Below are 12,476 nucleotides of genomic sequence, written 5' to 3'. Positions count from 1 at the left end.
TTTTTTGGGGCGTCAGTGGCCGGGCGGGCAGACAACCGGCGAAAGGAGTCGGATTTATATGCGCTCCATGTTTTCCGGTCCATTACCGGCAGGAAGAGGGTCGTCCGGCGTTTCGAGCTGTTCGAGCAAGTCGCGAAAATCTTCCAGGAATTTCTGCATGGTCTGAGCCGACATGTCTTTCATACTGCTGTATTCGTTTTGCATTTTTTTCAGAAATTGCCGCAGTTTTTCCTGTTTTTCCTCGGTCAGTTTTTCATAATTGATTTCTATCCACTCCGCAATATAGTCCACCACGGATTTGGCCAGTTTCATGCTGAGGGATGAAAGGTTGGTAAACAGTTGGCGGAAGTTCCGGCTGAGTTCCCGTGCGTCTTGCCGCAATTTTTCTTTGTCGGCATCAATGGTTGGCGGCAGGATCTGTTGCAGGGGCGCAGAGGGCGGCTCCGGCTCCGGCTCAACGGAATTTTCGCTTGCCGCGAAAAGGGGCGCTGCCTGGAAAAGAAGCGTGTACAGCAGGAAAAAGATTGCCGAGTATTTTTTCATACCATGTTCCTTCTTGTTTTTTGTCAGCAGGCAATGAGTTGCGCTGGTATCGGACAATGCAGTCCTTCGCCGATGGCGCGAAACAGTTCCGCCTCTTGCGAACTGATTCGGCCGTCCCTGGTGATACATTCCAGGCAGGCGGCAAGCAGATTTTTTCGGCTGCTTAGTCCCGTTTCCGCCAGGATCCGCAGGGCACGATCAAAATCCCGGAGGGGATGCAAGCGGGGATCGGCCAGAAAAATAATTCCGTCCCGCTTGCCTGCGGCAATGCGAGATACGGTCCTGTCAAAGGCGGCCCGTGCTTCTTGCCCGTCATTATTATAACTGTGTTTCGCCAGGAGGGTAAAGACGATCGAGCATGCCCAGGCAAAATTCCCCTTTGGTTCGTTTTGCCCATCATTTGGCTGGTGCGCGGCGAAATTCTGCTCCAGGTGGCTCACCAGGACACGATGCAGCATGTATTCAAAAAGATCGGTTTTCTGGTCGGCGTCGGCAAGGTGCTTTTCAAGTTTTCTGAATTCCCGGTATTGCTTTTCGTCGAGCAGTCTGAGGGCAGGCAGCGAGAGATCGATCAGCGGCAGCCGTGTTGATCTGGAAACAGTGGTTAATAGGGGGAAGAGTCTTTCCGTTTCCTTGACGAGTTTAAGGTCGGCAAAGTTTCTGACGAGTTCCCATTGCGCAGTCCGCACCGTTTCTTCCGGGCTGAAGAGGAGGTTCAGCACCACTGCCTGGGCACCGTAGTTGTCACGGCAGGCCTTGCGGACAATTTCCGGTATGGTCGCAAGCATTTTTCGTCGTTCCCGCATGTGATGGTCGATCACCTGTTCCGGGGTGTGGTTTGGCGATTGAGAATGCGGTTCCGCCGCGGCTGAAACATTGGCGGGAACCGCGGCCCCGGCAAGGTTTCCCGCGGACGCAATTGCCGACTGCGCCATCGGCGGCGGAGGCGCGGCCCTTTTCACGGCAACGGGTATCTCCTCGACAATCCGTTTGACTCGGGGAAATGTGCCGTCAAAGGCGGGATCAAGCAAAAGGATTCTTTTGGCAAGAGGCGGGTGGGTGGAGAAAATATCGAGCAGGCTGTCGCCCAGGCCGTTGCCGAAAAACATGTGGCTTGCCTCTTCAGCCAAGGGATGGCGCAGGTTTGATCCAAGCGTCAGGCCGCCGATCTTTTTCAGCGCCGAGGCAAGGCCGAGGGGATTTCTGGTAAACTGGACCGCCGAGGCATCGCTCAGGTATTCCCGCTGGCGTGATACGGCCATTTTGATCAGTTTGGCCAGCAGCCCGCCGATGAAGCCGAGAGCATAGAGGAGAAACCCGACCGCCATAATGATTGCCCCGTTTTGCCTTCGTTTGTTAAAAAGGTTTGTTTCAAAGCTCCGCAGGATAAACCCGCCGGCAAGATGAAGAAGCAGGATGCCGTGCACGATGCCGATGAGTCGAATATTGAGCAGCATGTCGCCGTTGCGGATATGGCTGAATTCATGGGCCACGACCCCTTGCAGTTCATCGCGGTTGAGCAGGGCCAGCGCGCCGTCGGTGACGGCAATGACCGCATCGGCCGGAGTAAAGCCCGCGGCAAAGGCATTGATGCCGCTTTCCCGGTCAAGCACATAAACAAGGGGAACCGGAAGTCCTGAGGCCAGGGCCATTTCCTCGACCACATGCAGCAACCGTTGTTCCCGTTGATCCCTTGTGTCCGGCAGGACGAGCCGGCCGCCGAGGCGCAGGGCGATATCGCTTCCACCCCGGCGCAGGGTGAAGAACTTATAGGCATTGCCGATAAAGATCAGGAGCAGGACGGATGGTATGGTGACAAGAGAGATGTCCGGGTCAGTCAACAGGCTGCCGAATGACTGTGCGGTCATGGCATAGCGCGGGGTAAAGAGCAGAAAAAGCGCGACGCTCCAGTGAACGACGCCGACGATCACCACCACTGCCAGAAAGAAAAGAAAAAGCAGAAGAAAGGTATTGCGGCGCGCGGACTCCTGGCGTTCAAAAAAATCAAGCATGGACGTGAATCGGTTTGCCTCAGGTGAAGGAGACTTTCGGGGCTTTCCTGGTTTCCGGCTCATCTGCTGCAAACAGCGGCGCTTCGGCAAAGCCGAACAGGATGGCAATGATATTCACCGGAATCTGTTCTCGCGCCGTGTTGTACTGCATGACCGAATCGTTGAATGCCTGACGGGCAAAGGCAACCCTGTTTTCCGTGGAGCTGAGCTCTTCATGAAGCTGCATCATGTTCTGGTTGGCCTTGAGGTCGGGATAGGATTCCACCAGGGCAAAAAGCCTGCTCAACGCTCCGGTCAGCAGGTTGTCGGCGGAAGACAGGCCCTGCATTGACGTGGCGTCGGCCGGGTCGGCAGATGCCCGGCGAACGGCCGAGGAGGCATTGTTGCGGGCGGTAATGACAGCCTCCAGCGTTTCTCGTTCATGCTTCATGTAGACCTTGGCGGTTTCGACCAGATTGGGGATCAGGTCATAACGGCGCTGCAGTTGCACGTCGATCTGGGAAAATGCGTTTTTGTAGCGGTTTCGTAAGGTTATCAGACGGTTGTAGAAGACGATAACCATGAGAACGGCTGAGGCAAGCAGGAGGAGTAAAATTCCGGTTTCCAGCATCGTTTTCTCCTTTTGGGTGAAATTTCCAGGCGTTGGGTGTTTGTTTCGCACTCTTTTCATGGTGCGTCGAAAAGGTGAAAAATGTCAAGATCCGCGGCACTGCCGGGCAGAGAAAAAACAGCAAGGAGAAGGGAAATGTTGCAGCGGCGAATTGCTGTCTCTTGGAAGGCAGTCCGTATTGTCGGTCTTGTTTGCGTGGAAGGAGCTGAGGGGCCGCCGGCTGATCGTTGCGCGGCCCTTGTTTTCACCGATGGTGTTAGGCTTTTCTGGTCGGCATGTCTTTCAGCTCATCCTTGCCTTGAAAAACAACGGTAAATTTCTCGGCGAGTATTTTTGATAAACTTTCGACGGCATTGATATTTTCCGGCAAAACCCTGACAGCCACCCTTTTAATGCCTTCCGGGGCATCTTCAAAGGAGGTCAGAACACTGATGACCCTGGCATTATTTTCGCGCAGGATCTTGACCACATGGGTGACGGCGCCCGGTTCATCCTTCAGGTCAAAGACATACTGCATGGCGCCGTCCTTGATACCCGTGCTGTGGATAAAACCGCGCAAGACATCGGTTTCACTGAGCAGACCGATGATCTGTCCTGCGTTGTCGACAACCGGTATCCCTGAAATTTTGCACTCAAGCATGATGACCGCCGCTTTTTCCAATGATTCATGTCCGTGCAGGACAATGGGATTGGACGTCATGATGTCCTTGACCTTCATTTCCGACATCAGATAGTACAGTTCATGCACATCAAGCGTCGTTGTTTTGGCTGGGGAAGCATCCTTCACGTCCCGGTCGGTGATGATGCCGACAAGATTGCCGTTCGAGACAACCGGCAGGCGGCGTATCGAATTTTCCTTCATTGTCCGGGTTGCCAGCATCAGTGATGTGTTTTCATCAACAGTGACAACCTGCTTTGCCATCCAGTCATGAATCAGCATGTGATTTCCTCCACGTTAAAAAAATGCTTCGTGCTATGAGCGGGAACTTATCTCTCACAAGATGTTTTTTTCTCAACCACCTCTACTCTGATTGCGCAGAGCTTGTATTCCGGGGTACGGGACAAACGATCCAGTGCATCCAGGGTAAGAAGGTTGACCGGCGTGTCATGGTAGTTGTAGGTGGTGAAAACGGTGCCCTGCTGGGTTCGATCGGTAATGGTCGCCTTGATGGTGACTGCGCCGCGCCGCGATGTCAGGCGCAATATGTCGCCTTCGTTGATTCCCATCTGTTCGGCGTCTTTCGGGTTGATCTCAGCCAGTGCCTCGGGCGCGATATCATCGATCTCCAGGGTTTTGCCGGTCATGCTGCTGAAGTTGTACCGGGCATAATGGCGGCCGGTGGTAAAGAGCAACGGGTACTCATCGTTTACCGGTTCCTGCGGCGGGATATAGTCCTCGGCAACAAATAAGCCCTTGCCCCGGGTGAAATTGCCGATATGCAACACCGGGGTGCCTGGATGGTCCGCATCAGGCACCGGCCACTGCAGACCGACGGTATCAAGCCGTTTATAGCTTATACCCCGGTATTGGGGGAGAATGGAAGCGATTTCCTGAAATATATGCTCAACGCTTTCGTACTCGAGGGGATAACCCATCTTACGGGACAGTTCGCAGAAGATCCGCCAGTCCGGTTTCGCATCACCGGGTGGATCCACCGCTTTGCGCACCCGCTGCACCCTCCGTTCGGTGGAGGCAAAGGTGCCGTCTTTCTCGGCGAAACAGGCGGCAGGAAACACCACGTCCGCTGCCTTGGCGGTTTCAGTGAGAAAAATATCCTGCACCACCAGGAAATCGACTTCCTCCAGTGCCTGACGCACATGACCGATATTGGCGTCGGCAATGGCCGGATCCTCCCCGAAGATGTAGAGGGCGCGGATGTCTCCCTTCATGATGTTGTCCCACACCTCGGTGGCGGGTTTGCCGGGACGCCGCGGCAGTTTGACATTCCAGAGTTTTTCGTAGCAATCGAACAGGTCGTCGTCATCCAGCCCGCCGTAGCCCGGCAGGGTGTTGAACAGGGCGCCCATGTCGCAGGCGCCCTGGACGTTGTTCTGTCCGCGCAGGGGGTTGCAGCCGCCGCCCTCCATCCCGACCTTGCCGCAGAGCATCGCCAGGTTGGCGATGGATTTAACTCGATCGGTGCCGGTGGTGTAATGGGTGATTCCCATCCCGTGGTATATGGCGTGCCGGCCCGGAGCGGCATACATGCGGGCCACACGGCGCAGTTGCTCAGCGGTGATGCCGGTGATGCGGGCCACCATCTCCGGCGGATATTTTTTCACCAGGGTGCGCAGCTCATCGAAATCTTCGGTACGCTCCGCGACAAACTCCTTGTCCCAGAGGTCCTCCTCGATGATGATGTGCATCAGTCCGTTCAGCATTGCCACATCGGTACCGGGAAGAATGCGCAGCCAATGATCGGCCCGCTCGGCAAGTTTTGTTTTGCGCGGATCGATGACGATCAGCTTGGCTCCTCGATCAACGGCCTGGTGGATGCGCAGGCCGATGGTGGGATGGCTGGTGTCGGGATTGCTGCCGATCATCAGAAAGAGATCGGTTTTGCCGTTGACTGCATCGGCAATGGAGTTTGTCATTGCGCCGCTGCCGAAAGTGATGGCCAGACTGGCCACGGTTGGCGCGTGTCAAAGTCGTGCACAATGATCGATATTGTTGGTGCCGATCGCTGTACGCATGAATTTCTGCATCAGATAATTTTCTTCGTTGGTTGCCCGGGCGCAGGAAAATCCGGCAATGGCGTCCGCGCCATACATCGCCTTGATATCAAAAAAACGTTTTGCCGCATGATTTAAGGCCTCTTCCCAGGAGGTCTCCACCAGCTGGCCGTTCCGCCTGATCAACGGGCGAGTCAGACGGTCCGGATGATGAATGAAGTTAAAGGCAAAGCGTCCCTTAACGCAGAGCGCGCCGTAATTGGGTGCCAGATCAGGCTCCGACTCCACCTCCATGATGGTATTGCCCTTCACCTTGAGCAGCATCTGGCAGCCGGCCCCGCAGTAAGGGCAGGTGGTGCGTATCTCCCGTGTCGCTTCGCCCGTGATCGGCACGGACATGTCTTTTTTGTTCAGGGCGCCGGTTGAGCAGCTGTCGACGCATTGGCCGCAGTGGGTGCATTTTTCATTGAAACGAAGACGTATTTCCTGGGGCCGGCCTTCGTTGTCAAGGGAGGCGGCTGACATCTCCAGGGCCCCGTATTGGCAGGAATTGACGCAGCGCCGGCAGAAGACGCACTTGTCGAGATCAACCGCAATGACAGGATGGGACAGATCCTTTTTGTAGCGCGGGGACGTCCCCATGCCGGTTTTGTTCGGATCAACGAAATTTTCGATGCACAGTCGCTTGAAATCGCACCGGTCAAAAGCGGTGCAGCCGCAGGAAAGGCATCGTGCCGCCTCCCGCCTGGCCATCTGTTCAGTGAAACCGAGTTTGACCTCGTCGAAATCCTGGATGCATCGCTCCGGCGGCCGTGACGGCATTTTTTCCCGCAATCGCACCTTGACCCCGTCGAAGTTGCGCATGTCAACGTCATCAAATGATCGGCCGCGGGAAAAATTAAAACGGCTGTCGGCCGGTTCTTTACTCACCGCCATAAGTGCGGCGTGGATGTTTTCCGCGGCTCGCCGGGCTGAAACAACGGCTTGGATGACGGATCGGGGGCCGCTTGTCGCATCGCCTGCGGCATAAACATCAGCAAGATTGGTAAGCGAGGTTCTCGGGTTGGCCTTGATAATGTTGCCGGGGGTGAATTCAAGGTCGTCCGCCTGCCGGTCACCGGGAATGCCCTCTTCCCCGCAGGCCGACTGTCCCAATGCATAGATTACCGTATCCACCTTGAGAATATTGGCGGATCCGGGGATGGCCACCGGCAGGCGGATTCCTCTGGCGTCAGCCTCTCCCAGTTTCATGCGGATCAGTTCCAGCTCGAGACCGCCGTCTTTTTCCATGATCTGAATGGGGGAGGCCATGAGTAGAAACTGAACTCCTTCCCTTTCCGCCTCACGGATGTTTCGCTGGTTGGCCGGCATCTCGAGCTGCGCCCGGGGATAGATGATGGTCACCTGGTCCACATTGTTGCGGAGCAGGCAGCGGGCCGTTTCCATGGCCACATTGTTGCCGCCTATCACAGCGGCTCTTCGGCCGTAATCCCTTCCCACCTCTTCATTGACCATGTGGAGAAACCGGGTAGCCGGCAGCACATTGTTCAGGGTTGCACCCGGAATTTCAAGAGGCTGGTCAACGGTGGTGCCGATGGTCAGCAGCACCGAGTCAAAACCTTGCTCATTCAGGCTTGCCAGGGTAAAGTCTCTCCCCCAGTGCTGGTTGAGCTGTACTGAGATTCCAAGGCGCAGAATGCTGCTGATTTCGTAATCCAGGATCTTTTTGGGAATCTTGTATTCCGGCAGGCCATAGCGCAGCATGCCGCCAAGTTTGTCATTGGCCTCAAACACCGTAACCGCGTGACCTTTTTCGGCCAGAAAGTAGGCGGCGGTGAGCCCCGCCGGGCCGCCGCCCACCACCGCCACTTTTTTTCCGGTCAGCGATCGGCGGCGGATTTTGAGATCAATCTTGTTCGCCATGCACCAGTCCGCGACAAATCGTTTCAGGTGGTTGATGGAAACAGGCTCATCAACCAGAATGCGCCGGCAGCGGGTTTCGCAGAAACGGGGGCAGACACGCCCCACTGAAAAGGGAAAGGGGTTGCGTTCCATGATCAGGCGAACCGCCTCTTCATACTGTCCTTTTGCGACATGGGCGATATAACCCTGGACATTAATCTGGCCGGGGCAGGTCAGATTGCAGGGAGCCTTGCAGTCGCCGAAATGGGTTGCCGCGAGGCGAGTCAGTTGCTTTTGCCGGTATTTCTTCACCGTTTCGGTGTCCGTGCGGATGACCATGCCGGCTGCAGCCTGCGTGCTGCATGCCCGAAGCAATTCTTCGCTGCCTTCGCATTCCACTGCGCAGATGCCGCAGTCTGCCTCGGATTTGTCCGCTACACGGCAAAGGGTTGGTATGGGTATGCCGATTTTTTCCGCGGCGTCCAGAATGGTGGTGCCGCCGGCTACCGTCAATTCGACTGCATTAATGGAAAAGGTAATTAGTTTCATTGCACACGGTTTCAGTTTGGTTGTATCGATTCTGGTTGGTTATTCTTCTTGCGCTTGCTGCTGGTGCGGTCGTTCAGAGACATCTGACCCGGATCTACTCTTACCTTTCATTGTTTATTATGTCAATATTGGCATATGTACCTATGGTAAATCACGGTCCGCTGGAAAAGTATTGATAAACAGGGTAAAAGGACGTGCAATATCACGGCTGATGCGGGAAAAAAAATTAAAACGGTGGGGGAATTTATGGCAGGTGAGCAGTTTATCATACGGTCAAAAATCTGGATCGAGGATGAAAAAGGGAAGGTGGTATTTGGACTTGGGCGTTACCGGATTCTCGATGCGGTGGCCCGCCATTCATCACTGCAGGCGGCGGCCAAGGAGCTGAAGATGGGCTACCGGGCCCTTTGGGGCCGCATCAAGGCCTCGGAGGAGAGATTGGGAAAAACCTTGGTGGTGCGGGAAGGAAAAGGGTCACGGTTGACGCCTTTTGCCCAAGAATTGATGGAGCAGTTCAAAAAACTTCACTCCCATATTCTCGAGGACTCAAACATTGTTTTTAGTAAATTGCTTGCCGGTTGTTTTGATAAATGAACCGTTTCTATCGATCTGCGGGGCGGTCCGGCGTGGCTGCGGCAGCTGTCACAATTTCATAGGCTGTCAGCAGGACGCGCGGATTGTCCGCCAGGCGTGGCTGCAACCTGTCCGGACCTGAACGTGGGTTGATTCTATGCCGGCCGGCCAAGGTTACCGCGTGACGCTTCAGCTGTTCGATGCTGAACAGTTCCGAACGCAGGAGCTCGGTATCCCGGTCGTTACGCAGCACATTCCGTGTGCGTTCTGAAAATCCAATTTTTTTATGACGATGACATACTCCCGGCTTAAATCCGAGGAAGTCGGCGGAACGGCTCACCTGTGAGACTCGGGGAATTTATACCGCCCGCTTTCAGCGCCATCAGTCAATTCTCTGTCGGGCATAATTTTACCCTGATGAGCTGTTTCGGCGGGTATTGATGGTCATCAGGGTAAAAAAAGGCAGAGTCCCGGAGTGAGTCAAATTCAGCTCGTCTTGTCAAAGGCAAAAAGCTTCTTCGATTCCTTCTTGGATTTCTTCGCAGCTTTCTTTTCTTTTGGACTCATAGCCGGTTTTTTTTTATCCGCCTTTATGTTTTTTTGTTCTTTACTCATGGTTTTGCTCCTCATAAGAGATGAATGTTCTTCAGGCCGGCGGCCGGACCTCGGCGTCGAGTCTGATTGGTGATGCCCGGATGAAAACTGTTCTGCCATGACTCTTGACGCGCCGAAATCCGTGATGCGACTAAAGAGCCATCGCCTGGCGAAGATTTGCGGGACAACAAACGTCAAGGAAGAGTAATCCGTCTTCCGGAAACCGTGGAGTACATTGCTTTCGCAGGGTTGCAGCCGGAAATGAAAATTGCTCCAGTCCTGTAAGCGAGAAAGTGCCGGTGCGGAGATGCACTTTGAATGATAAATTTCCCCAAAGAAATTCCCTCGGGGTATATAAAGAGATCAGTTCGCGGTTAAGCGACCGTCGGAAGATTCGGATAAATCGGGGTATATCCTCATGAAGGGCGGAAACTCACAAAGTGATGAAAAACGCGGATTCGACATCTGTGAGTGTTTCTGAGAAAACCCCCTCTAAAAGACGAAGCTGGTGAAGATAGTGAACAATTTTTATAATAGCACAAAAAAATAATAGCTTCACCTGATTTGTCCTTATTCGGTCACAGTGGGCAGCTTAAATCCGATTTTTGGAATTTTAATTGTCGCGGGAACGGGGAAAATAATTGCCGTTGATCACATGGTTATCCTCCTTCTTTTTTTGTCGAGAAAAATTAAGAAGATAACTATGGCCTATTTCTTTTAAAGTTTCATGCTTCGTTGTTCCCGTCCACGGGGATGGGGGTTAGCCGGAGACCGCCCGGGCAAAGTTGCGGCAGGTGATATCCTGCCAGTCGGCAAAACCCATATCCATGTTGACATACCAGGCATCTCTTTCGCCATGGCGATCGCAGCTCCACAACCATTTTCCCCGATCGGCAAAGGGGGTTGTTGCGGATTGCCAGGCCTCTTCGCGCAATAATGAGACGAGTTCGTTTACCGTGGGCAGCCGCCAGTTGTTTTTGCCGGCAAACGCTTGACTGTTGAGGGTTGCGACATAGTCCACGGCTGCCTGCCAGGACAGGCTGTATTGGTTGCAGTCATGCTGCCAGAAAAGCCCGGTTGCCTCGTCAAGGATGATGTCTTTTTCCGCATTGATGAAGTGGTTTGGAACGGCGTTGTCAGGGCGGTGCATTTCGTTCAGGCCGAAAAGGATCCGGGCCTTTTTCCCGCAGACGTTTTTCGGCTCCTTGCGCAGGATGATCCTTTTCTCGTTTTTCTTTTTTGGGTTTTGCAACGTCTGCTGCCTGGTGACGGTCTGCCAGTGGACATGGAGTCGATTCAAACCCTCCGCCATGTCGTCAGCCGTCTGGAAACGATTGTCGGGATGGAGGCTCAGCGACCTTGAAAAAAAATCGTCCCAGGCATTATCATAGAGGGGATTCACCCGGCTCAGGGAAAAACTGCGCATGCTCGGCAGTTCTCCGGTCAGCATGCGGTAAAGCAGCACCCCGGCTGAATAGAGGTCGGCCCGGCCGTCAACCCTGTCCGGATGACTCGCCTGTTCGGGGGCTGCATAGTAAGGTGACCCGATCTGCATTTTTTTTTGGTTCGGAAAAAGAAAATCCTTTTGAAAGCGCCATGCCGAAATCGCAGATCTTGGCCCGGTCTTCATCTGTTATCAGGATGTTGAACGGCTTGATATCCCGGTGGATAATCTGGTTGTGGTGCAGGCAGGCAAGACCATCGAGAATCTGCCTGCCATAGCTGAGGACCTTGTCCGGGTTGATGCGGCGGCAGGCCTTTTCCATCTGGAAGCTCTCGCCCGTCATATTGCCCAGGTTATTGCAGAAGAACTCCATGACAAAATAAGGCCGTCCCTGTTCGTCTTCTCCAAAGTCCCAGACATCGACCACCCCGGGATGGTGGAGGCCGGCCATCGTCACCGCCTCGAATGTGAAAATTTCCCGCAACCTTTCATTTCCAAGGAGGGCGACGAGCGTTTCAAAGGGGTCCAGGACTTTTATCGCCACCACCTTGTTGATGACCGGTACGACGGCCTTGTAGACCGAGCCCATTCCTCCTCTGCCGAGCTTGCGTAGAATGTGATAGCGACCTATTTTTTCCATGACCTGATTTCGCTCAAAGAAGCCTGATCGCGTTCGATGAGGGGAATTCGCGTTCCGCGAGCAGGGCAACCGTGGCTTGCACATCATAGCTCACGGCCCGCTGTTCAAAAAGCATCGTATCCATATGCCAGATGCCGTATTTGGCCTTGTTGTTGATTGTATCCCTGGGTTGCCCGACGCTGCCGGGGTTGATGATGTATCGGGCATCCGGCAGCAATGCAAATTCCCCCAGGCCGGCGTTTTCCGTGAAGCAGCGTTCCGCTCGCCTTTGAAAGCGGGAGAGATTGTGGGTATGGCCGAAAAAACAGATGGTTTCGGCATAACCGGCAAAGAGCCGCGACAGTCGCGTTTCGGTGGGGTTCCAGAGATAGGCGGTAATTGATGCGGGTGGGCAGCCGTGGACAAAACGGGTCTTGTGGCGGACCAGAAAGGGCGGCAGGGATATGGAGAATTGCAGGGACTCTTTTGTCATCAGTTGCCGGGTGAGTTCAAGGGAAAGGCGTGGACTCGCATTGAGTCGTTGCAAGGCGCTGGCGCTGGCCAGGCCGAGCTCGTGATTGCCCATGACCGAATCGATTTTTCGTTGCAGCAGGGTCTGCACCACCTCTTCCGGTTCCGGTCCATAGCCGATATTGTCACCCAGCGAGATGATATCATCCACGCCGATGGCGTCGATATCCCGCAAGACAGCCTGCAGGGCCCGGTAATTGCCGTGGATGTCGGAAATAATGGCCAGTCGCATGATTCCGTAAAAAAAGCTTCTTGCTGCAAGGGAAGAAAATTGTCGTGATTTCCATTATCATAACAACACTATTTTGACAAAATATCAACGGTCTCGTGTCACATCGTCTTGTCTGCTTGCGGTTTGCCCGCAATAAAAAACGGGAAACCATGCCCTGATGATTTCCCGTTTTCAGTACGCCTGCCCCGTTTTTA

9 protein-coding genes and 1 pseudogene are annotated in these 12,476 nt (G+C 54.2%); 1 reads left to right on the top strand and 9 read right to left on the bottom strand.

Features of this window, described 5'->3' with window-relative positions; all coding sequences use genetic code 11:
- Positions 1-54 precede the first annotated feature (54 nt).
- From BM485_04615 to BM485_04590, 6 genes are all read right to left on the bottom strand, one after another.
- Entirely contained in the window at positions 55-543 is a 489-nt protein-coding gene (locus BM485_04615) for a hypothetical protein (GenBank protein ID OKY76515.1), read from the bottom strand.
- Between the two features lie 23 nt (positions 544-566).
- Positions 567-2,555 carry a hypothetical protein gene (locus BM485_04610; GenBank protein ID OKY76514.1) on the bottom strand — a complete coding sequence of 663 codons (1,989 nt, stop codon included), beginning with the start codon at positions 2,553-2,555 and terminating at the stop codon, positions 567-569.
- A gap of 19 nt (positions 2,556-2,574) precedes the next feature.
- A complete protein-coding gene (locus BM485_04605) occupies positions 2,575-3,162 on the bottom strand; it encodes a hypothetical protein (GenBank protein ID OKY76630.1) in 588 nt (195 codons plus the stop codon).
- 259 nt (positions 3,163-3,421) lie between these two features.
- Positions 3,422-4,105 carry a hypothetical protein gene (locus tag BM485_04600; GenBank protein ID OKY76513.1) on the bottom strand — a complete coding sequence of 228 codons (684 nt, stop codon included), beginning with the start codon at positions 4,103-4,105 and terminating at the stop codon, positions 3,422-3,424.
- A gap of 47 nt (positions 4,106-4,152) precedes the next feature.
- Entirely contained in the window at positions 4,153-5,796 is a 1,644-nt protein-coding gene (locus BM485_04595; protein ID OKY76512.1) for a formate dehydrogenase, read from the bottom strand.
- A gap of 12 nt (positions 5,797-5,808) precedes the next feature.
- Positions 5,809-8,289 carry a (2Fe-2S)-binding protein gene (locus tag BM485_04590; GenBank protein OKY76511.1) on the bottom strand — a complete coding sequence of 827 codons (2,481 nt, stop codon included), beginning with the start codon at positions 8,287-8,289 and terminating at the stop codon, positions 5,809-5,811.
- A gap of 246 nt (positions 8,290-8,535) precedes the next feature.
- Between BM485_04590 and BM485_04585 the strand changes: the two genes are divergently transcribed.
- Positions 8,536-8,883, top strand: a complete 348-nt coding sequence (locus BM485_04585) for a ModE family transcriptional regulator (GenBank protein OKY76510.1) — start codon at positions 8,536-8,538, stop codon at positions 8,881-8,883.
- A gap of 7 nt (positions 8,884-8,890) precedes the next feature.
- On the opposite strand, the gene BM485_04580 is transcribed toward BM485_04585, so the two are convergent.
- From BM485_04580 to BM485_04570, 3 genes and pseudogenes are all read right to left on the bottom strand, one after another.
- On the bottom strand, positions 8,891-9,115 hold the full coding sequence (locus BM485_04580; GenBank protein OKY76509.1) for a hypothetical protein: 225 nt from the start codon (positions 9,113-9,115) through the stop codon (positions 8,891-8,893).
- Between the two features lie 1,101 nt (positions 9,116-10,216).
- Positions 10,217-11,540 (bottom strand): annotated as a pseudogene (locus BM485_04575) (hypothetical protein).
- Positions 11,541-11,553: 13 nt separating this feature from the next.
- The gene (locus BM485_04570) at positions 11,554-12,282 is read right to left on the bottom strand and encodes a hypothetical protein (GenBank protein OKY76508.1); all 729 of its coding nucleotides are present in this window, start codon (positions 12,280-12,282) and stop codon (positions 11,554-11,556) included.
- Positions 12,283-12,476 lie beyond the last annotated feature (194 nt).

The sequence above is a fragment of the Desulfobulbaceae bacterium DB1 genome (genome assembly GCA_001914235.1).
Classification (GTDB): Bacteria; Desulfobacterota; Desulfobulbia; order Desulfobulbales; family SURF-16; genus DB1.
Note: the sequence above shows the minus strand (reverse complement) of the source record. Positions and strands in the feature narration are given on the sequence as shown.